The organism is Sphingomonas sp. TDK1 (assembly GCF_001650735.1).
Taxonomy (GTDB): Bacteria; Pseudomonadota; Alphaproteobacteria; order Sphingomonadales; family Sphingomonadaceae; genus Sphingomonas.
The window spans coordinates 80,515-101,501 of record NZ_LXVY01000005.1 but is presented as its reverse complement, the minus strand read 5'-3'; the positions used below and the strand labels follow the sequence as shown (position 1 = coordinate 101,501).

20 protein-coding genes are annotated in these 20,987 nt (G+C 64.1%); 5 read left to right on the top strand and 15 right to left on the bottom strand.

Annotated features, from left to right (window positions below; genetic code table 11):
• Positions 1–32 precede the first annotated feature (32 nt).
• The 3 genes from A7X12_RS06200 to A7X12_RS06190 all read right to left on the bottom strand — a co-directional run bounded on the left by A7X12_RS06200 (position 33) and on the right by A7X12_RS06190 (position 2,556).
• Positions 33–485 (bottom strand): Zn-ribbon domain-containing OB-fold protein, encoded by a 453-nt coding sequence (locus A7X12_RS06200; protein ID WP_064310786.1) that lies wholly within the window; start codon positions 483–485, stop codon positions 33–35.
• The gene (locus A7X12_RS06195) at positions 485–1,702 is read right to left on the bottom strand and encodes a thiolase C-terminal domain-containing protein (protein WP_064310785.1); all 1,218 of its coding nucleotides are present in this window, start codon (positions 1,700–1,702) and stop codon (positions 485–487) included. The genes A7X12_RS06200 and A7X12_RS06195 overlap by 1 nt, the downstream gene beginning before the upstream one ends.
• Positions 1,703–1,872: 170 nt before the next feature.
• Positions 1,873–2,556 carry a TetR/AcrR family transcriptional regulator gene (locus tag A7X12_RS06190; protein ID WP_064310784.1) on the bottom strand — a complete coding sequence of 228 codons (684 nt, stop codon included), beginning with the start codon at positions 2,554–2,556 and terminating at the stop codon, positions 1,873–1,875.
• 197 nt (positions 2,557–2,753) lie between these two features.
• Between A7X12_RS06190 and A7X12_RS06185 the strand changes: the two genes are divergently transcribed.
• Together A7X12_RS06185 and A7X12_RS06180 are read left to right on the top strand one after the other, a co-directional pair.
• Positions 2,754–3,896 (top strand): epoxide hydrolase family protein, encoded by a 1,143-nt coding sequence (locus A7X12_RS06185; protein WP_064310783.1) that lies wholly within the window; start codon positions 2,754–2,756, stop codon positions 3,894–3,896.
• Positions 3,897–3,943: 47 nt separating this feature from the next.
• A complete protein-coding gene (locus A7X12_RS06180) occupies positions 3,944–4,825 on the top strand; it encodes a metal-dependent hydrolase (protein ID WP_198161919.1) in 882 nt (293 codons plus the stop codon).
• Positions 4,826–4,880: 55 nt separating this feature from the next.
• Here A7X12_RS06180 and A7X12_RS06175 read toward each other — a convergent pair whose 3' ends face one another.
• The 7 genes from A7X12_RS06175 to A7X12_RS06145 all read right to left on the bottom strand — a co-directional run bounded on the left by A7X12_RS06175 (position 4,881) and on the right by A7X12_RS06145 (position 12,223).
• Positions 4,881–5,480 (bottom strand): TetR/AcrR family transcriptional regulator, encoded by a 600-nt coding sequence (locus A7X12_RS06175; RefSeq protein ID WP_064310781.1) that lies wholly within the window; start codon positions 5,478–5,480, stop codon positions 4,881–4,883.
• Positions 5,481–5,604: 124 nt separating this feature from the next.
• Positions 5,605–6,540: a flavin reductase gene (locus tag A7X12_RS06170; protein WP_064310890.1), complete on the bottom strand. Its 936-nt coding sequence runs from the start codon at positions 6,538–6,540 to the stop codon at positions 5,605–5,607.
• A gap of 55 nt (positions 6,541–6,595) precedes the next feature.
• The gene (locus tag A7X12_RS06165) at positions 6,596–7,492 is read right to left on the bottom strand and encodes a crotonase/enoyl-CoA hydratase family protein (protein WP_064310780.1); all 897 of its coding nucleotides are present in this window, start codon (positions 7,490–7,492) and stop codon (positions 6,596–6,598) included.
• Positions 7,493–7,510: 18 nt separating this feature from the next.
• On the bottom strand, positions 7,511–7,825 hold the full coding sequence (locus tag A7X12_RS06160; protein WP_064310779.1) for an NIPSNAP family protein: 315 nt from the start codon (positions 7,823–7,825) through the stop codon (positions 7,511–7,513).
• A gap of 1 nt (position 7,826) precedes the next feature.
• Positions 7,827–8,654 (bottom strand): enoyl-CoA hydratase, encoded by an 828-nt coding sequence (locus tag A7X12_RS06155; RefSeq protein WP_064310778.1) that lies wholly within the window; start codon positions 8,652–8,654, stop codon positions 7,827–7,829.
• A gap of 166 nt (positions 8,655–8,820) precedes the next feature.
• On the bottom strand, positions 8,821–10,992 hold the full coding sequence (locus tag A7X12_RS06150; protein ID WP_064310777.1) for a 3-hydroxyacyl-CoA dehydrogenase NAD-binding domain-containing protein: 2,172 nt from the start codon (positions 10,990–10,992) through the stop codon (positions 8,821–8,823).
• A gap of 25 nt (positions 10,993–11,017) precedes the next feature.
• Positions 11,018–12,223 carry an acetyl-CoA C-acetyltransferase gene (locus A7X12_RS06145; protein ID WP_064310776.1) on the bottom strand — a complete coding sequence of 402 codons (1,206 nt, stop codon included), beginning with the start codon at positions 12,221–12,223 and terminating at the stop codon, positions 11,018–11,020.
• A gap of 244 nt (positions 12,224–12,467) precedes the next feature.
• Between A7X12_RS06145 and A7X12_RS06140 the strand changes: the two genes are divergently transcribed.
• Positions 12,468–13,301 (top strand): SDR family oxidoreductase, encoded by an 834-nt coding sequence (locus A7X12_RS06140; RefSeq protein ID WP_084445137.1) that lies wholly within the window; start codon positions 12,468–12,470, stop codon positions 13,299–13,301.
• 72 nt (positions 13,302–13,373) lie between these two features.
• On the opposite strand, the gene A7X12_RS06135 is transcribed toward A7X12_RS06140, so the two are convergent.
• The 3 genes from A7X12_RS06135 to A7X12_RS06130 all read right to left on the bottom strand — a co-directional run bounded on the left by A7X12_RS06135 (position 13,374) and on the right by A7X12_RS06130 (position 16,376).
• Positions 13,374–14,843, bottom strand: a complete 1,470-nt coding sequence (locus A7X12_RS06135) for an aldehyde dehydrogenase family protein (protein WP_064310775.1) — start codon at positions 14,841–14,843, stop codon at positions 13,374–13,376.
• Positions 14,844–14,883: 40 nt separating this feature from the next.
• On the bottom strand, positions 14,884–15,051 hold the full coding sequence (locus A7X12_RS26685) for a hypothetical protein (RefSeq protein WP_443029292.1): 168 nt from the start codon (positions 15,049–15,051) through the stop codon (positions 14,884–14,886).
• 197 nt (positions 15,052–15,248) lie between these two features.
• Positions 15,249–16,376, bottom strand: a complete 1,128-nt coding sequence (locus tag A7X12_RS06130; RefSeq protein ID WP_084445135.1) for a zinc-dependent alcohol dehydrogenase — start codon at positions 16,374–16,376, stop codon at positions 15,249–15,251.
• An 89-nt stretch (positions 16,377–16,465) separates the two neighbouring features.
• Here A7X12_RS06130 and A7X12_RS06125 point away from each other — a divergent pair, with 89 nt between their 5' ends.
• Positions 16,466–17,566, top strand: coding sequence for an NAD(P)H-dependent amine dehydrogenase family protein (locus tag A7X12_RS06125; protein ID WP_064310773.1), 1,101 nt, complete (start codon positions 16,466–16,468; stop codon positions 17,564–17,566).
• Positions 17,567–17,579: 13 nt separating this feature from the next.
• On the opposite strand, the gene A7X12_RS06120 is transcribed toward A7X12_RS06125, so the two are convergent.
• Positions 17,580–18,374 (bottom strand): SDR family NAD(P)-dependent oxidoreductase, encoded by a 795-nt coding sequence (locus tag A7X12_RS06120; protein WP_064310772.1) that lies wholly within the window; start codon positions 18,372–18,374, stop codon positions 17,580–17,582.
• A gap of 49 nt (positions 18,375–18,423) precedes the next feature.
• Positions 18,424–19,188, bottom strand: coding sequence for an SDR family NAD(P)-dependent oxidoreductase (locus A7X12_RS06115; RefSeq protein WP_064310771.1), 765 nt, complete (start codon positions 19,186–19,188; stop codon positions 18,424–18,426).
• Between the two features lie 147 nt (positions 19,189–19,335).
• Between A7X12_RS06115 and A7X12_RS06110 the strand changes: the two genes are divergently transcribed.
• Entirely contained in the window at positions 19,336–20,976 is a 1,641-nt protein-coding gene (locus A7X12_RS06110) for a GMC family oxidoreductase (RefSeq protein ID WP_332308519.1), read from the top strand.
• Positions 20,977–20,987: the final 11 nt, after the last annotated feature.

Here is a 20,987-nt window from a genome sequence, read left to right as displayed (position 1 = left end):
ACGCGGGTCTTCTCGCGGGGAAGGCGAAGGTATCAGCGGTCGCTTAGGGCTCGGAAATTGGGCAGAACCCAGCCGTCACAGATATCGGTCCATTCGACGACGACCCGCGTCCCGATCCGTACGTCTTCGGCATTGCAGCCCGTCAGGTTGCCGACCAGGCGCGCGCCGCGCGCGCCATCGATTTCCACCACGACAGGTACATACACATAGTCTTCACCGGTGGCGGGATTCTTGCTGCATATCGCATAGCTAAACACCGTGCCCGTGCCGGGCAGGGTCGGCCATATCCGTTCCTTGCTCGCGCAAATCGGGCAATAGGGCGTCGGCGGCAGACGAAATGCGCCGCAGGATGCGCATTGGCAGGCCGTCAGCCGATGTTCCTTTGCTGCCAGCCAGAAGGGCTCGGTATCGGGATTGGTCGTGATGTGGATCTGGTCTCCGGGCAGCAGCCGCGCGGGACCATAGGCGATCGAATGGGCGGACATCAGGCGCTCCTCAGGACCAGGCTGGATACGGGAATCGGGGCGGGGCCGCCGGTCGCGAGCGCGAATTCGCAATCTGCAACCTGGTTGATGGCGGTTCCGCGGACCTGCTCCACCGCTTCCACGACGTGGGTCATGCCAATGATATAGGCTTCGCTGAGATTGCCGCCGTGGGTATTGACGGGAGTGCCGCCGTTGACGCCGCCGCGGCTCGCCGGATCATAGCGGGTCTTTCCCGCGAGGACATAGTCGTTGCCCTCGCCGCGCTCGCAAAAGCCATAGTCTTCGAGCTGCGCCAATACCATCGAGCTGAAATGATCGTAGATCAGGGCGACATCCATGTCCTTGGCGGCAAGCCCGGTCTGTGCCCAAACCCGCTCCGCCAGAAACTGGTGGCCCGAGCTGGAGAATTCCGGGTCCGGCATGTTCATCCACCCGAATGCGCGACCCCATTTTCGCGACGCGCCATGCACGCAGCCATGGATATAGGCGGGCTTCTGGCGGCAATCGCGCGCTCTGTCCGCGGTGGTGGTGATGACGGCGATCGCACCGTCGGTCTCAAGGCAGAAATCGAGGCGGCGGAGTGGATCCGCCAACATGACGGAGGCGAGATAGTCCTCCTTCGACAGCGGTGTTCTGCGGATCGCCTTCGGTCGATTGAGCGCATGCGTGCGCGAGGCCATCACGATTTCGGCCAGCGCGTCTTCGGTGGACCCGTACAGGTGCATGTGGCGTCTTGCGAGGACGCTCATGAGATGGCCGGGGCCGATCAGGCCTGAAGGCTGCAAAAAGCTGTTTTCCGGATCCGGCTTCATCCTGCCGAAGATATCGCCGAGCCGAGCGGAAGGCGTCTGCTGGACCGCCATGACGGTGACCGCATAGGTACAATCCTCGTTCATCAACCCTGCGGTGGCGAGGCCGACTGCCCCGGCGACGCCACCCCCGCCGGAGGTCAGCGTCGCGGTAAAGGAAATGTGCGGCATGCCGAGCGTTTCCATCAGCGAGCCGCTGTCGAACTTGTCGACATAGCCCGCACTCGCGCCGCCATAATACGCGAAGCCGTCGATATCCTTGACACTGATGCCGGCATCCTCGCACGCCTTGAGGATCGCCTCGCCGGCCATGTCGTTGATCGTTCGGGGCCAGCTCTTTCCGCGGACATAATAGTCCGTCGCGCCTACCCCGACGATCGCACATTTGTCCTGATGCGCCCAAGTCACGGCGTTCCTCCCCTGATGGCGCAAGCGCTGCTATCGCACCCGCTGTTCCCGCGTCCGCGACACCACCCGAGGTGGCGCTAAAAATCGAACGGTCGATTGGTTGATAACAGCGGCGGGCGCGACAATCAATCCGTCTCGCAGGTCGGCGGTAGATGGTGGGGGCTTGGAGGTCAGTCGGGGGATTTGCTCGGCGGAAATGCGGCCATCAGGTGATGGTAGAGGACGTCGATCTTTTCCTCGATGGAGGGGCGGGTGGGGGCGAGCGCGAGTACCGGCAGGACATAGGTGCGGACGATCCTGTGCGCTTCCTCGTCCGTATCGTACCGACGATGGCTGAGCTCGAAGATCTGCACCAGCAGCCACCGCTGGAGTTCATCGAATGGGGCCGGGCATCGGCACAGGCCTTCGGCGCGCGCACGGGCCAGGAGCGGCACCAGTGTCTGGCTGGAAGCGTTCTGCATGGCGCTCGCCAGCAGCTCGATGGTCGCCGTGGAGAGCCCGCGATCCAGCTCGCGTTGCAACCAGCCATGGCGATGCGCGGCCATGATCGAATAGACGATCAGGTTCTCCATCCGCTCGGCGAACGGTGCAGGACTGGTCGCCAACTGTCCGCATGCGGCGATGTCGTCGGCAAAGCGATATCGCAGGAACTTCGCGAGCAGGGCGTCTCGGCCGCCGTAGCGCCGATACAAGGTTGTCCGCGGCACACCCGAATGCCGGATGATGTCGTCCTGCGTGACGTCCTGCAGGCCCTTCTCGTCGATCGCTGCCTGAACCGCTGCGAAGAATCGTACCGACTCCGCGTGCGAAAACTCGATCGCGTCGTCGGTGTCCTGGCGTTGCATCGCTTCCATCGGCTGGTTTCCTTCCCGGTAGCTACCCCGTCGTTGCGAGCGTGATCACCCTTGCCTTCGATAAAAATGGAACTAACATTAGAAATAATCCCAAGGATAGGGACATCGAATCGAAACCATCCTGGCCGGGTCGGACAAGGGCGGCGGGATGACATGGAGAGCGGCCAGATGAGCAAGCAGGCGAACGAGCGTTCAGCATGAGCGGAAAGGTCGAGCCCTTTCAGATCGATGTTGCACAGGCGACGCTGGACGATCTTCGTGAGCGGCTTGCGCGAACGCGCTGGCCCGAAGGGGAGACGACCGGGGGATGGGACCAAGGCGTCCCGCTCGAGCGAATGCGCACCCTGTGCGGCTACTGGCACGATCGCTATGACTGGCGGCGGTGCGAGCGAATGCTCAACGGTCTCGGCCAGCACCGAACGGTGATCGACGGGCTCGGTATCCATTTCCTCCATATACGCTCTCCGGCGCCGAATGCGCTGCCGATGGTGATGACCCATGGTTGGCCGGGATCGGTGCTGGAGTTCGTCAAGGCGATCGGTCCGCTCACCGACCCGGCACGGTACGGAGGGGATCCCAAGGACGCCTTCCACCTCGTCCTGCCTTCGCTGCCCGGATACGGCTTCTCCGACAAGCCGGCCGAGCCGGGCTGGAACGCGGCACGAACCGCGGGTGCTTGGGCCGTGTTGATGCAGCGGCTGGGATATGATCGGTGGGTCGCGCAAGGCGGGGACTGGGGCAGTATCGTCACGCGGGCGCTGGGCGCAGGCCGCGCGCCCGGGTGCGCGGGCATCCACCTCAATTTTGCGTTCGTTCCGCCCACAGCCGAGGATCTGGCGTCGCTGACGCCTGCCGAGCAGGCGATGCTCGGCAAGGCCCAGCGCTATCAGGAAGACGGAAGCGGTTATGCGAAGCAGCAGTCCACCCGCCCGCAAACCCTTGGCTATGGCCTGAACGACAGCCCTGCGGGCCTGGCGGCCTGGATCTATGAGAAACTGCAAGCATGGACCGACCATGACGGGGCGGTCGAGACCGTCCTCACGGTCGACGAGATGCTGGACAACATCATGCTCTACTGGCTGCCGGGCACCGCCACCTCATCGGCGCGGTTCTACTGGGAAAACCGGGCGCTGGACCCTTCCTCACCCAAGGTGGAGCTGCCGACCGGCATCACCCAGTTCCCCGGAGACATCTTTAACGCTTCGCGGACGTGGGTGGAGCGCGCCTTTCCGAACATCATCCATTGGCGGGAAGCGCCGAGCGGAGGCCACTTTGCAGCCTGGGAGCGCCCCGATCTCTTCGTAGCGGAGCTTCGGGACTGTTTCCGCCAACTGCGGTAATGAACGGCGCGGTGAATCATAACGAGAAAAGTAAAGGGAGGTCGAACATGCGAGTGCGGCAACCGGAATTCGATTTTTCCAATTCCCATGCCCATTGGGCGCCGAACTTGGAGTTCGCGCAGAGTCAGAACGGCGCATCGGTCGGGATACCGCCGCTCGAGCGGTTCCTGAACCGGGTAATGGCGAAGGCGCGCAAGGAGATAAAGGGCGACGATCCCGAATCGGTTGCGCTGCGTGCCGACGTTACAACCTTCATCCGGCAGGAATCCTGCCATTACGCCATGCACGACCGCATGAACGAAATGCTTGTGCGTGATGGCTATGATCGGGTGCCGGAGCTCGAGCGCGAAATCGAGGCGCATTATGCGCGCCTGTTCGAGACCAAGTCGCTTGCGTTCCTCACCGCCTATTGCGAAGGGTTCGAGACCCTTGGTCCTGCTTCGGCAATGGCATGGTGCGGCGACAGCCTCGACGCGTATCTCAAGGATTCCGATCCGAATATCGAGACGATGTGGCGTTGGCACCTATTGGAGGAATATGAGCACCGCCATGTCTGTTACGATGTTTTTAAACGCATCCACGGCGGGTACTTCCTGAGAATATACGCTTTCTTCTATCAGTTATATTTCTTCAGTAAATATGCGGGCAAAGTGAAGAATTATCTGCTGGAAGTCGATCGCGCAAAAATGGATGCGGCCGAGCGCAAGGAGTCCAAGAAGCGGGAGAAGATGGTCGCGAAGATGATGATGAAAAACATCCTGTACAACCTTCTGCAGGTGCTTTCGCCTTCCTATCGCCCGCATGTGCTGCCGATCCCGAAGATATGGCAGCAGCTGGAAAGCGACATTGATGCGCATTGGATCAAGCCGCAGCAGAAGGCCGCGCCGAACCAGGACCTTACCGCATCGCCCGCAGGACACCCCGCCTGAGCAAGGGCGCGATCGAGCGACCGATTCCGCTCGACGGAAGCGACTTGCTTTTGCCTTATCGTTTCCGGTGCAAACCGTCGAAGAACAGGTGGGCAAAGATCTCGCCGATGGCGTCGGTCGACGATCGCCCCGGCTCGAACCATTCACCGACGAACGTGATGGCACCGATGATCGCCATGCAGGTCATCGCTTCGGGAATGGCAGAGTCGATCTCGCCGGCGGCCTTGCCTTCCTGGATCAGGTCGCGCCAAAACTTGTTGTAGGCTTGGCGTCGGCGAACCTGCTCGGAATATTCCGGTTCCTGAAGGTAGGAAAGTGTTTTCGCCGAGGCGACGGCCATGTCGCCGGCATCGGCCACGGTCTTCACGGCCGCCCGAACGGCAGCGTGGAATTTTTCCCGGACGGAGGTGCCGGGGGGCAGCGAGTCCACCGCTTCGCGCAGGCACTTGATGGTCGCATCGATATTGTCGTTGAGAATAGCCGCGAGAAGCGCTTCCTTGGACTCGTAATAATAATAGAGGCTGCCGGATTTCATCCCTACCGCGGCGGCGATGTCGCGCATCGACGTAGTCTTGTAGCCATTGGTGCGGAACAGCTCTGACGTCACCGACAACACACGTTCGCGTGTCAACTCGCTCTTCTTCGGCTTTGCCATATCAGTAGCTTTTCATCTCCGTCTTGGCCGTGCGCAGGCACATTCGTGTTGCCATACAGGACGGGCCGAACCAAGGAAAGAGACGTTCGCTCCCAAGGACGACACATGGTCCCGGCGATCGCAGCTAGGCGACCGACGGGGTGTCCTTCACGAGACGATGCAAAAGGCTCTTCAGCGCCTGTACTTCGGTGGGCTCGATGCGCTCGAGCAACGTTTCCTCCGCGTCCTTGCCGATCGACAGCAGCTCGAGCATCAGCGCATGTCCGTTCGCCGTCAGTTGCATGCGCATCGCCGCGCCATCGCCTTCGGCTGGCTCGACAAGACCTCGATTCTTCAACTTCAGCGCTTCCGCGGGGGTGAACGACCGGTCGTAGAACCGGCCGAGTTCCGCGATTTCTAGCATCGAGAGGTCCTTCGCAGCCAGTGCCGAAAGTGCGAAATACTCGTCCAGTCCGATCGCCCGTTGCTGCATCGCCTTCTTGATCGGTTCGAACAGCGCATATTGCACGCGCGGCAGCAGGAAGCCGAGAAACGATCGCGAAAAGGCAGCGGATTCCGCCTCATCCGCAGCGCGATGCGGGGCCAGTGCCGAGTATTTGCCGCTATGGAAGACGAGGGGCGCGGCATCCAGATGATCGAATTCGATCACTTCGCCCACGATGATGTCGTGATCACCGCCTTCGTATCGATAGGCCGTGCGGCACTTGAAGCGCGCAGCGCAGTCTTTCAGGAGCGGGACGTTGCCCGGCCCGCGCTCCACGGTGAGACCGGCAAACTTGTCGGTACCGCGTTTGGCGAAGCGATCGGAAAGCGCCTTTTGCTGGGTAGCGAGGATGTGGACGGCGAAATGCTCGGCCGCAGCGAAGGCAGGGCGGCTCATTGCGTTCTTACCGACACTCCACAGGATCATCGGCGGGTCCAGCGAGACCGAGTTGAAGCTGTTCGCAGTCATACCGACGTCTTCGCCCTCCAGGCCGACGGTCGTCACGATCGTAACGCCCGTCGCGAAGGAGCCGAGGGCGTTCCGGAAATGCGATGGGTCGAAAGTCTGTCCGGTCATCAATGCCTCCCCGATATTCTGGCTGCTTGCGTCGCCCGCCATCGCCCCGAGCGCGCTATTCCTGGCTATAGTCGACCATGCCGTCGCCGAATGCGGCGTCGCGTTGGCGAACCGCTTCCTTCAGCCCCAGGGCCTCGATGGAGCGACGGAACTGCATACGGCCTTCCGACAGATGCCCGCGTGCGTCGATTTCGCTGGCCAGGCGCTGCAGCGTCTTGGCGCCCATCAGTTCCAGCCCGAGATTGACCACACGCTTGTTGCACGCGAGCAGATCCGGTGCGGTCGCGGCGATCCGCGCGGCCAGGGCTTCGACATGCGCGTCGAGCTTGGCGGGGGCAACGGATTCCAGCGCCAGGCCCAGCCGGGCGGCGTCCCTTCCGCGGAGCAGGTCGCCGGTCAGCAGCATGCGCTTCGCCCATTGCGGACCCATATGGTACAACCACATGTGCGAAGGCGGCGAGCCCTGCGCCCTCACCGGCGGATAGCCGATCCTCGCGTCGCTCGCCACGATCACCAGATCCGCCAGCAGGGCGATGTCGGTGCCGTTCGCGATGCAGTTTCCCTGTACCTTGGCGATGACCGGCTTGTGCATGTCGAACAGGACGAGCCGCAGTTCGTTCATCCTGCCCAACTGCCACATATCGTCATCGATCGTGGCGGTTTGACTGCGATATTCGCCGGTCACGCCGTGGGCGGCGTCCTGCTGTTCCTTCACCGGACTGGGTTGCCCACCGGTCAGGTCCCAGCCCGCGCAGAAGTCACGGCCGGCACCCCCGAGGACAATGCAATGCACGCTGGTGAGATCGTCCGCCTCGAGAAGGGCGTCGCGCAGTTCCTGCAAGCTCTGCCAGTTCAGCGCATTCCGCTTTTCCGGTCGGTTCAGGGTGATCCAGGCGACATGGTCGCGAACCTCGAAACGCAGCTGCTCGGTCGATTTGAGCCATTTGCCCATGGCACATCCTTTCAGGGTTCAGCGGATCGGCGACCAGGCGGTCGGCATCAGCAAGCGGTTGCGCTGGCGCACCGGGGAGGGGCAGCGCGCGGCGAATGCACGCCATTCCGGATCGGCCCACAGCGCCTGTCGTCGAACCGCGCGGTCGTTAAGGTCCTCGAAGCCCCAGAGATGGACGATTTCGTTGAGGTCCGGCCCAATCTCGGTACGGAAATAGCCCAGCAGATTGCCCAGCACGCGCTTGGCGATATGCACGCCTTCCTTCTCGTAGATCGCCAGAAACGGCCCGATATCGGCAGGCGCGAAGCTGTAATTGCGTTCCTCGACGATCATCTCACATTCCTTTGAACGTGGCGGGGCGCTTTTCCTGAAACGCCTTGATCGCTTCCTTCGAATCCTCGGTCTGGAAGCAGCGCACCATGCTCGCTGCCTCCTGCTCGAAGTAGCGATCCATATCGATGTCTTCTGCAGCGATCAGGTTTTTCTTGATGTAGCGCATCGCGATCGGCGGTCCGCTGGCGAGTCTGCGCGCGAAGGCCATGGTCTCCTCCAGCAGGCGGTCGTCGCCGAAGACCTTGCTGACCAGACCGATGCGCAGCGCTTCGTCCGCATACACCTTGTCCGACAGCATCAGGATCTCGCGCGCCTTGGTCGGGCCGACGAGCTGATGCAGATAATAGGCGCAGCCAAGGTCGCCCGACGCGCCGATCTTGCTGAAGGCGCTGGTGAAGAAGGCGGATTCCGACGCGAAGCGGAAGTCGCAGGCGATCGCCATCGACAGGCCTGCGCCGGCCGCCGGGCCTCGCACCATGGCGATGGTCGGCTTGCCCATCATGTGCAGCAGCGTCGCGATCTCGCTGTTGGCCTTGATCCGCAGGTGCCGCTGTTCGGTTCCCTGCATGATGGGATCGCCTGCCCATTTGGCCGATACCTTGTCGCGCGGATCGAGGATTCCGAGTTTGCTGACGTCGGCGCCGGCGCAAAATGCGTCCCCAACCCCCGTGAGTATCACTACCCGGACCCCGGGGTCGTTTGCTGCGTCGCGCAGTTCCGCCATCAGTTCCGCGCCCATCGGCTGGCTCAGGGCGTTGCGCATGGCCGGGTTGTTGAGCCGGATCGTCAGAATGCCGTCTTCCAGATCGGTCAGGACAGGGGTCGTCATGTGCATCGTCCCATGGGCGTCGCGAGCGTACGCACGATCCGTGCGGTTCCTACCGACGACGATTCAGCTTCTCGCATCGCCCAGCGGCTGCAGCAGGCCCGCTGCGCACGGTGCGAAACCACCGCGGCTCGATATGGCGCGGCACCAGACCCGATGGGCCGGGCGGTCAATAGAAGCGCTCCCCGCTGGCTGCCATCTCGCGGAGCTTCCGTCCGGGGCGGAACCGCTCTCCGTACAGATCCGCCAGCCGGTCGCATTGTGCGACGAAGGCGGCAACGCCGACCTGATCGATAAGGGAGAGGGGACCGCCCGTCCAAAGCGGAAAGCTGAATCCCAAGGTCGCGCCGACATCCGCTTCGCGCGGATCGGCAAGCACACCTTCTTCGAGGCACTTGGCCGCCTCGAGCGCCATTCGGTAGAGAATGCGGTTCTTGAGGTCGGTCTTGACGCGGTCGTCGAATGCGTCGGTCAGCGTGGGTTTGGCGATGTCGGCGAGCCCCGGCCAGAGCGACTTGGTCTTGCCGTCCTCCGCATAATCGAAAAAGCCCTTGCCATTACGGCGACCGTGGCGTCCGTGCTCGACGACCAGCTTGTGCAAGATGGCATCCGCCGCGCTCGGCACATAGGCGTCGCCAAGATCGCGTCTGGTCTGCTGGAGTACATGATAGGGCAGTTCCAGGCCGATCGCATCCGGGAGGGACAGCGGCCCCACCGGCATTCCCGTCATCTGCCCGATATTCTCCACGATCGCAGGCGCGATGCCTTCGGCGAGCATCTCGCAGGGCTCTTCGAGATACATGGAGATCGTTCTGGAGGTGTAGAAGCCGCGCGAATCCTTGACGACGATCGGCGTTTTGCGGATCGCCGCGACATAGTCGAACGCAGCGGCGAGGGTCGCGTCGTTCGTCCGCTCGCCCCGAATGATTTCGACCAGTTCCATCCGCTCCACGGGGGAAAAGAAGTGCAGGCCGATGAAGCTCTCCGGCCGCGCGGACGCTGCGGCAAGGCCGGTGATCGGCAGGGTCGAGGTGTTCGACGCCAGGACGGCACCTGGCGCCAGCTTCGCTTCGGCGCGCCGCGTCACCTCCGCTTTCACCGCGCGGTCTTCGAACACCGCTTCGATGACGATGTCCGCGTCGGCGATGCGGTCGTAGTCGGTGGTAGCGGTGATCCTGGCGAGGATCGCGTCAGCCGCGTCCGGGGAGGACCGGCCGCGGGCAATGGCCTTTTCGAGTGCGGCGCGAACATGGGCCTTGCCCTTGTCCGCGGCCTCCTGGGTGACGTCGATCAACACGGTCTCGATGCCGGCGGCAGCCTGGGCATGGGCGATACCGCTTCCCATCAGGCCTGCGCCGATCACGACGGCTTTGTGGAACCTGCGAACCGGGATGCCGAGCGGGCGGTTGGCGCCGTTCCTGATCTCGCGCGGCGACACGACCTTGGTACGCAGGATGGCGCGCGCCTGGGGCGACCGTGCCGCCTTGATGAACTCCCGCATCTCGATCCGCAGGCCGGCGTCGAACGGAAGTTGCGTCCCTTCGTAGACCGCCGTCAGGATATGCCCCTGCGCGGGATAGTTGCCGTGATATCGCTGGCGCGACAGCGCCGCCGCAACGGCGATGGCTTCGCTGTTGGCCTGCACATAAGGTCCGCCGCCGGGGACGGCATAGCCCTTCTTGTCCCAGGGCTGCACCGGATCGCCATGCTCGCGCACCCAGTTCCGGGCGGCCTCGACGGTCTCGCCGAGCGGGACCAGGGCGTGGACAAGGCCGATCTTCAACGCTTCGGCCGCGCCGATGATCTTGCTTTCGAGAAGTAGCGGCAGCGCCGCCCGGATGCCGACGATGCGCGGCAGCCGCTGGGTTCCGCCACCGGCTGGCAGCAGGCCCAGGCTCGCTTCGATCAGCCCAATCTTCGCCTCGGGTCCATCGCTGGCTACCCGGTAATGGCAGGCGGTCACGAGTTCCGCCCCACCGCCCAGCGCCGTCCCCTCGATGGCGCACGCAACCGGCTTGCCGCAGGTCTCGAGGGTACGGAACAGCGCCTGCGCTTCGGTCAGCCGCGCCACGTCGCGGGCGAGGCTTTCGGCTTCGGTACCGGCCTCGGGCGGTCCGGCGAAGGTTTCGAGGTGCGTGAAGTCGCCGCCCGCGCAAAACGTCCCAGCTTTGGCGGACGCCAGCACCACGCCTCTGATGGCCGCATCGGCCTTGATGCGCGCGACAAGGGCCGCGAACTCTTCGAGCGTCTCGGCGTCCAGCGTATTGATCCGGCGATCCGCCATGTCGAACGTGATCAGCGCGATGCCGTCGGAATCGATCTCGATCTTCCAGTGTTTCATGCGGTGTTCCAGTTCTGGATAGCGATCAGACGCGCTGGATGAGGGCGGCAGTGCCCATGCCACCGCCGACACAAAGTGCGACCACGGCGAGCTCCTTGTCGGCGCGTTCGAGTTCATCGAGCGCGGTGCCCACCAGCATCGCGCCCGTCGCGCCGAGGGGGTGGCCCATCGCGATCGCACCGCCGTTCACGTTCATCCGGTCGTGGGGGACGGCGAGCGCCGTCATCATGCGGAGGACGACGGCGGCAAACGCCTCGTTCAGTTCGAAGATGTCGATGTCGTTCACCGTCATCCCCTGGGCCTTGAGCAGCTTCTCCACGACCGGCACGGGCCCGCTCAACATGATGGACGGATCCGATCCTATCGAAGCTGCCGCGCGCACCACGCCGCGCGCTTTCAGTCCGGCGCGGGCACCCGCCTCGTGCGTGCCCATCAATACCGCCGCTGCGCCATCGACGATGCCCGCCGAATTGCCGGCATGATGCACATGCGCAATCTTTTCGACTTGCGGGTACCGCTGGCGCGCGGTTGCATCGAACAGCATTTCGCCCATTTGTGCGAAGGACGGCTGCAGTGCCGACAGGGACTCGGTCGTCGTCTCGGCGCGAATATGTTCGTCGCGATCGAGGCGTAGCATCCCCAGCTGGTCCTTGACGGGCACGATCGACCTGGCGAAGCGTCCTTCTGACCAGGCACGGGCCGCGCGCCGCTGGCTCTCTGCAGCATAAGCGTCGACATCGTGGCGGCCATATCCGTCCAGCGTGGCGAGAAGGTCGGCTGCGACTCCTTGGGGCAGCACATAGTTCTCGAGCAGCGAGATAGGGTCGGTCCCGATCGCGCTGCCTTCGGAGCCCATCGGAACCCGGCTCATGCTCGCAACGCCGCCGGCGATCACCATGTCCGCTTCGCCGGACATCAGCTTGCCTGCACCTACATTGCAGGCTTCCAGGCCCGAGGCGCAAAAGCGGTTGAGCTGCATCCCCGGTACGCGATGATCATATCGAGCCCGAAGGAGCGCGGTTCGCGTGATCACGCCGCCTTGCTCGCCCACCGCATCGACGCAGCCAAAGACCGCGTCGTCGACCACGCTGGTGTCGAGTGCGTTGCGGTCCCGGATCGCTTCCAGCACCTGCGCGGCGAGGGACACGGATGTGATTTCGTGCAGGGACCCTTCTTTGCGGCCCCGACCACGCGGCGTGCGCACCGTGTCGTAGATATAGGCTTGTCTCATCCGCCGTCGCCTCATCGCTCTCCTGCTTCGCGACCGATGCCCTATGGCCGACGCGAAGGTGCGGGAGGAGTAACGGAACCCGTTGGCGGGCCCTGCGCCGGTTGCCGGTCGCTTCTCCTCTGATGTTTCAACCTAGCGACCGTTTGATTGATATGGCAAGGCCTATTTGGGCTGCACGTTGGCGGGACCATGCAGGGCACGGCATGGGCAAATTGCGCGTGCGCGGAAGGAGCGGGAGAGGCCTTTGACCAAACAATCGCTGGCCGTGGTGATCGGTGCGGGCGGGATGGGAGCGGCGATCGCGGCGACCTTGTCGCGTGACCATGCCGTGCTCCTGGCCGATATCGACGCGGCGCGTGCGGAGCAGCGGGCCGCAGCGCTGCGCAGCGAAGGCCGGACCGCCACCGCAGCCTGTTGCGATGTGACCAGTGCCGAGTCGGTATATGCCCTGGCTGCCATGGTTGGGGAGCGCGGGGGCTTTCGCGTTCTCGCCCATGTCGCCGGTATGTCGCCGTCCATGGCCGCGTTCGACGCGATCATGCGCGTCAACCTTCTGGGCCCGGCAAGAGTGGCGCAGGCACTGCTGCCGTTCGCGCAGCCCGGGGCTGCGGCAATCGTGATCGCGTCTTTGGGGGCGCATCTGGTCGCGGTTCCGCCACCGGTCGCAGCGGTGCTTCGCGAACATGCGACACAGGACATCAGCGAGCGGTTGCGGGCGGAACTCGGCGAGGACGCAGCGACGTCGGACCTGGCGTATCAATTGTCCAAGTTCGGCGTGCTGATGCTCTGCCGCCGCGAGGCAGCGCGTTGGGCCGAGCGCCAGGCGCGGATCCTGTCCGTTTCACCTGGCCTGATCGCAACTCCGATGGGTGCGCGCGAATGGGAGACGAATGCGGCGAAGCGCCGTCTCGCCGCGATGGCGCCCTTGAAGCGGGAGGGGAGATTGGACGAAATATCCGAGGTCGTGGCGTTCCTCGCTTCCGATCGTGCGTCCTTCATTACCGGCACCGACGTGCTGATCGATGGCGGCTTGGCGGGCGCGATATCCGACGTACCGTTCGGCGGCGGATCGATCTGACGCAGCATGGCCTTTGCGGACGGCCCATCCCCGCCTCCCCACGGAGGGAGGGACGGGGACATCGCACAACCGTCAGCGGACCAGCACGGTCTTGAGATGAAGGAACTCGTCGATGCCTGCCCGGCCGCCTTCCTTGCCATATCCACTAAGGCCTATCCCGCCAAAGGGTGCGTTGTAGGTCAGCGGATCGCCGCCGTTGACGCCGACAGTGCCGCACCGCAACTGGCGAACCAGTCGTCGGATCCGCCGCTCGTCCGTCGTCTGGACATAGGCCGACAATCCGTAGCGGGTGCTATTGGCAAGCGCGACCGCCTCGCTTTCGTCGTCGAAACACATGACCGAGATGACCGGGCCGAAGATTTCCTTCTGCGCGACGGCGCTGTTGGGATCGACATCGGCCAGCACCGTTGGCGCGACGAACCAGCCGTCGCCCAGTTCGCCGCCCAGGCGCTCGCCGCCCGTCGTCACGCGGCCGCTGCCGGATGCCGCGGCTTCCGACACGATGTTCAGGATGCGCTGGCTCGACGCCTCGCTGATCACAGGGCCAACCACGGTGTCTTCCAGCAACGGATCGCCCACCGGCATGGCCGATACCGTGGCTGTCAGCCGCTCGAGAAAGTCCTTGTAGATCGATCGTTCGATCAGCACGCGGGTGGGAAGCGCACAGCCTTGGCCGGCATTCGCCAGCCCTGCCAGGCTGGTATGGCGGCACGCCGCGTCGAGATCGGCATCGGCGAAGATGAGGTTCGCGGACTTGCCGCCGAGTTCGAGTACCGACGGCGTAAGGTTGCGGGCTGCGCCTTCGAGGATGCGTTGCGCCGTCGCGGCGCCTCCCGTGAAGGTGATCTTGGCGACATCTGGATGGCCGGTCAGCGCCGTTCCCGCGGCCGCACCGCCATGGACAAGATTGATCACGCCGGCAGGGACACCCGCCCTTGTCGCCAGCGCCAGGAACTTCTGCGCGGTGAAGGGGGCGATTTCGGCTGGTTTGAGAACGACCGTGTTGCCGGCTGCCAGCGCCGGGATCACCTTCATTCCCAACGAGATGATAGGGCCGTTCCAGGTCACGATGACTGCGATCACGCCAAGCGGCTCGGGAATGCTGTAGACGAAGCCGGCCTCGTCCAGTGACGCGATCTGTCCTTCCAGCTTGTCGGCCCACCCGGCATAATAGCTGGTGAACTTCTGGGAAATCAAACTGATGTGGCGGGTGAAGGAAACCGCACCGCCGAACTCGAGGCTGGAAAGCACGGCCAACTCGTCGGCATGGTCGCCGAGGAGTGTCGCGAGGCGTTCCAGTATCTGGCGCCGCTCAAGCGGCGGCTTCGCGCGCCAGCCTGCAAATGCCCGCTTCGCGGCGGCAACGGCGGCATCCACTTCGTCGGCGCCTGCCAGCGGAATATCGGCTTGCACCTCCCCCGTCGATGGATTGATGTGTCGGTGAACGCCCTGGGATCGACCCCATAGGGCAGCACCATCGACGATATGGTGCAGCGCAGGAATATGGACCGCTGCCGCATGGTGTCGATCTGGCAGGCTCACGCGTTTCTCCTTGAGGCTGTGTGGTCGCACGTTCGCGTCATCACCCGGCGAGGTTCAGCGCTTCCACCGAGAGCATATTCCCCACCCAGCACGGCAAACCGGCGCTCGGATCGCCCCTCTGGTGGAACGAAGGAACGAGGTCGAACCAGCTGTGCATCGCTATCCGCAATTCGCGCCGGGCAAGCGGCGCGCCGAGGCAGTGGTGCAGGCCGTAGCCGAATGCAAGGTGCCGATTGGGCGATCTCTATGTCCTCAAGCGCCGTTCGAGAGCTCGATACAACCGAGAAGGCACGCAGCATCTCCTCCACCGTGGCGGGAATCTCGGCACGGTTCGCGCGCAGCCGCGCCTGCAACGGCTGGAGGCTCTCACCCATGATCTGCGCTCCAGCGAGCAGGGAAAACGCTTCAGGCGAAGGTCAGCATTACCTTGGCGCTCGTCACTTGCTTCGCGACGGCGAACGCCGTGTCGAAATCGTCAAAAGGAAAGGTGCTGGTGACATAGGCATCGAGAACGGCGGGATCGAACGCCGGCAGCTCGTTCAGGGCGTCGCGCAGCTCCTGCTGGTAAACGCCCGCGGTGGTGATCTCCATTTCACGCATGATCAGCCCGCGAAAATTCACTTCCACCGGCTGGATGTAGATGGCGCCGATCACCAGCCGCGAACGGAACTTCGCCATGGCGGTGATCTGATCGATCAGTCCCTTGCCGGCAGCGAGATCATAGAAGATATCGGTGCCGACGGTGGGTTGGCCCATCACCGGTGCGCCTGCGCCATGCTCTTCGCGGAGCCGCTGTGCCAAGTCCTCTTTCGATGGATTGACGGTGGCATGCACGCCCATGCGGCGCGCGTGTTCGAGCCGTTCCTCCGCAACGTCGATCGCCACGATGTGGCGCACGCCCCGACGCACCAGCCAGATGATCGCGGCGAGACCGATCGGCCCACAGCCGAACACGGCAACCTTGCTGTCGGGCGTCGGATTGCCGCGGTTCACGGTGTGAAGACCGACTGCGAGCGGCTCTGCAAGGGCTGCGCGTTCCATGCTGAGATCGGCAGGAACCGCGAGGATGCTCTCGCCCATGACCGCGTTGCGGATCAGGATGTGGCTGGCGAAGGCGCCTTCGTCGGCTCCGGTGCCGATAATCGCGCCGTTGGTCGCCATCGGATTGATGAACACCCGGGATCCCACCGGGATATTCGTGACCGCGCTGCCCACGCTTTCGACGACTCCGGTCGCTTCATGGCCCAGTGGCATCGGACTGCCATCGGGGCGCAAAGAGCCCCGTTGCACGAAATGGATGTCGCTGCCGCAAATACCGCACGCCCGCATTTTGACGACAACGTCCTTGGGGCCAGCGACGGGCATCGGCACCTCGTCGATGGAATATTGGCCTGGCTGATGGACGCGGACCGCCTTCATGCACACTCTCCTAACGGCGCCCTTCGGGCTTGGGCCTAACAGCACCCTTTGGGCTTTGGCTGGTCCTTTGCGGGCCGCCATCGCCGCATCGTAATCCGCACCCAACAGCTCCACAAGATATTTTCAGTCTACCGACCGGTTGATTTTTTGAATAGCTACCGTCCGGCCGACGCGACGCGTGCGGCAGGAGAGGGGAGTGGGCGATGAAGACCTACAAAGTCATACAGTTCGGTGCCGGTGCGACCGGAAAATTCGCGCTGCGCGCGATCCTTACGCATCCTCGCCTCCACCTTGTCGGTCTCGGCGTCCACAGCCCCCAAAATGAAGGGCGGGATGCCGGTGCATTCTGTCGCCTCCCCGAAACCGGCGTCTTGGCGACACGCGATCGCGACTCGCTTCTTTCGACGGAAGCGGATTGCGTGGCATTCCTGCCCTGGGATTCGCCAGCAGGGGATGTGCTGGAGGCGGATAGCCATTCCGGTGCGCTGTTTGCGCTTGTGTGCGCCCTTCTGGCGAGCGGCAAGAACGTCGTGGCGTCGGCCCCCAATTCGCTTGTCTACCCTCCGTACCTCGGACCGGAGACCATGGCGCGGCTGGAGGGGGCGTGTGCTGCGGGGAATGCAAGCTTTCTCTACACCGGCGTCTCGCCCGGTTTCATGCCGGATCGGCTGGTGCTCGCGCTGACGCAGATCTCCGCCCGGATCGACCAGATTTCGGTGCGCGAGATCATGAACTACGCAAATTACGGCGACCGCGACATGATCATGGGCCTGCTCGGGTTCGGACAGCGGCCGGAGAGGTTCGATCCGTCCGCCTTGTCGGGCAGTTTTGCGCGCGCATTGGGCGGATCGGTCGCGATGGTCGCCGATGCCATCCAGACGAACCTCGACAGGATCGACATCGACGTCGAATTCGCCATGGCCTCGACCGGGTTCGACATCGCGACGGGCCGCATCGAGGCAGGAACGATCGCGGCCGAGCGGATCCGCGCCTCGGGCATCCGAGACGGGCGGACCCGCATCGTCGCGGAGCACATCACCCGCGTCGATGACCAGGTTGCGCCGGATTGGCCCCGCTTCGGATCCGGTCAGCGGGAGGGTTATCAGGTCGAAATCCATGGCGCACCGTCGATGAAGATGGAACTCGAACTCGGTGCGTTCGGCCGGAATCCGATGGCCGACGCCGGCTGGGCCGTCGGCGGCCATCTGGCCAACTCGATCATCGGCGTATGCGAGGCGCCCGCGGGCGTTCGCAGCTTCATGGATTTGCCGCTGGCGATCGGGGTCCACCGCATGACGGCGTGAACCGCCCCCAGCGTCAGAAGATCGTCGGAATGCCGCCGCCTTCTACCCGCAGCGCCGCGCCGGTGGTTGCCGAAGCCTGTTGGGAAGCGGTGTAGACCACCATGTTGGCGACTTCTTCCGAGCTCGCCAGCCGCCCGAGCAATTGCGAGGGGCGATATTGGGTGGCGATCTGGCGGTGAACTTCCGCGGTCGTCACCCCCTGCGTTGCCGCTGCTTCGGCGATCGAGCGCTCCACATGCTCGGTCATCGTGATGCCGACCAGAATGGAGTTCGACGTCACGCCGGAATTGCGCGCGATTTCGGCAAGGCCCCGGGCGACGGCCAACATCGCCGCCTTGGTCACGCCGTAATGGATGCGGTTATCCGGGACGGTGACGCCCGATTCGCTGGAAATGAAGATGAGGCGCCCCCAGTCGCGCTGCAGCATGCCGGGCATATAGTGGCGTGCCAGCCGAACGCCCGACATGACGTTCGTCTCGAAATAGCGCATCCACTGTTCGTCGGGCACGGTGAAGAAATCTGCCATCTCGTAGATGCCGAGATTGTTGACCAGGATATCGATCGAGTCGACGGACGCGATCAACTGGTCGACCCCTTCCCGCGTTCCGAGGTCCGCGGAAATGCCGCGTACCGAAGCGCCGGGAAATTGTGCGCCCAACTCGCGCACCGCCCCGTCGGTGACGTCGGAACGCCTGCCGTTGACGATGACGGCGGCACCCGCGCCGGCCAGGCCGCGGGCGATGGCGAGGCCGATCCCGCTGGTCGATGCGGTAACAAGTGCGGTCTTGCCGGTCAGGTCTATGTTCATCTTGGTGTCCCTCTTGATCGGGTAGGTCGACGGCCAGCCGCGTTCGCGGTCAGGCCATATGCTCGTGCATGCGATCGACGATGTCGCGCGCGCCCATGAGGAGCGCGCCGGCATCGATCACATAAGCGCTGCCGGTGATCATCGAAGCATCGTCCGATGCCAGGAAGGACACCAGTTTCGCGACTTCGCGCGTCTCCATCACCGCGCGCAGCGGTTGCAGGCTGGCCACCCAGTCGAGCGGGGCTGCCTCCGTCTGGGGCGTCCGCATCCAGCCGGGATGGACCGAATTGATCCGGATCCGCTCCGGCCCCAGCATGTGCGCACCCGTCTTGGTGAGACCGGTGATGGCGAACTTCGAACCGGTATAGGCAAGCCCGCCCGAGGAATGGATCCCCGCCGTGGACGAGATGTTGACGATCGATCCCGCACCCGCGCGACGCATCGCCGGGACCACCGCCTTCATGCCCAGGAACGTCCCCAGCGCATTGACCTCGAAGATCGCGCGAAACAGTTCCTCGGTCACGTCGTCATACGGGACCTGCTCGATCATCGCCGCATTGTTGACGAGGATGTCGACCGTGCCGAAGCGCGCCTCGGCTGCCGCCACCGCCTCCGCCCATTGATCGGCTTTCGTCACGTCGAGCGCGCGAAAGACCGCGCCTTCGCCGATCTCCCGGGCAACCGCCTGGCCCTGCTCGACCAGAATGTCGCAGAGCATGACCCGGGCGCCTTCCCGGACGAGATCCGCCGCGATGCTGGCGCCGAGGCCGCGTGCGGCACCGGTCACGATCGCGGCCTTGCCTTCCAGACGCACGTCCCTCTCCTCGGTTTTGTTCGATCGGAGCCTTGCCGACGGGGCGTGCAGCCCCGTCCTCGGTCTCCGTCGGTTGTCGATTCAATGGGTAAAAATCTGCCGGTCGTCAATTAGAAAACTTGACTCAAATCGTAGCTTGCCTCCACCATGCCGCACGCAAAAAAGAGCATGCGCTGGAGAGGCCGCTTGATATACGATTACGTCATCGTAGGCGCAGGATCTGCGGGCTGCGTGCTTGCCCATAGGCTGTCTGAAAATCCTGCCGCGCAGGTGGCTCTCCTCGAAGCCGGTCCGAAGGATTCGCACCCGGCAATTCACATGCCCCGCGCCTTCCTCAAGATCTATGCGCAGCCGGACCTGCTCTGGCGATACGAGGCGAACGTCGGCGGCGGCAGCAACCGGGTGGAAACCTGGATTCGGGGGCGTACGCTCGGGGGCTCCAGCTCCGTCAACGGCATGGTCTATGTGCGCGGGCAGCCGCAGGACTATGATGGCTGGAACGCCATGGGCCTGAGGGCGTGGAGCTGGGCCGACATGCTCGCGGCGTACAGGGCGATGGAGAACCACGCGCTGGGCGCCGATGACATGCGGGGCGCGGGCGGCCCGCTCGACATCTCCGCCTATCGCGGCAAGGCGCCGCTCGCCGAGGCGTTCATCGCCGCCGCCGGTGAACTGGGACTGCGTCGGCGCAAGGATCTGAATCGAGACGATCACGAAGGCGCCGGCTATTATTTCCGCACGATCCACAAGGGGCGGCGGAACAGCGCGGCCAGCGCTTTTCTCGATCCGGTCCGCACGCGCCGCAACCTGAGCATCTTCACCGACAGTCCGGTCGACCGGTTGCACCTCGAGGGAAATCGGGTGACCGGCGTGGTCGTACGGCGGGACGGGCGCGAGACCATAGTACAGGCGCGCGAGGTGATCCTGAGCGGCGGCGTGCTCAATTCGCCGCTGCTGCTCCAGCGTTCGGGCATCGGGCCCGGCGAGGTGTTGCGACGGGCCGGGGTGGAGGTAGCCGTCGAACACCGCGAGGTCGGGCGCAACCTGCGCGATCATCGCGGGACGACGGGAATCCAGCTGCGCGTCAACCGTGACAGCCTCAATCGGCAATTTTCCGGCTGGCGTCTGGCCGCCAATGTCGTGCGTCAGCAATTGTTCGGCACCGGCCCGCTGGCGGATTGTGCTTTCGAGGCGGGCGCCTTCTTCCGCACCCGGCCAGAGCTCGATCGGCCGGACGGGCAGCTCTTCATGGGGGCTTTTTCCGTGGACGGCAGCAAGTCGTTCACCGAAACTGCGCTGGAACGCGAGCATGGCATGATGATCGGCGGCTATTTCATGCGCCCGCACAGCGCGGGCACGATCGAAATCGTCTCGCCCGATCCGGACGCTGCACCTGTGATCGATGCCAATGTGCTGGGCGATCCCCGCGACCACCAGCCGGCCATCGACGTGATGAAGTTCGCGCGGCGCTTTGCATCGACCCGTGCCTTGCAACGCTACCAGGCCGTCGAAACGGTTCCGGGGATCGACTTTGCGAGCGACAGCGAGATGCTGGAGTATATCCGCCGCGCGTCCGAGCCTGGCATTCACGCCACCGGCACCTGCCGGATGGGCACGGACGACCATGCGGTTCTGGACGACCGGCTTCGGGTCCGTCGGGTGGAGGGCCTGCGCGTGATCGATTGTTCTGCCATGCCGACACAGGTTTCCGGCAACACCAACGGCCCGGCCATGGCCTTTGCGTGGCACGCGGCCGATCTCATTCTGGAAGACCGTAAGCATCGCTGATGCGCGACGGC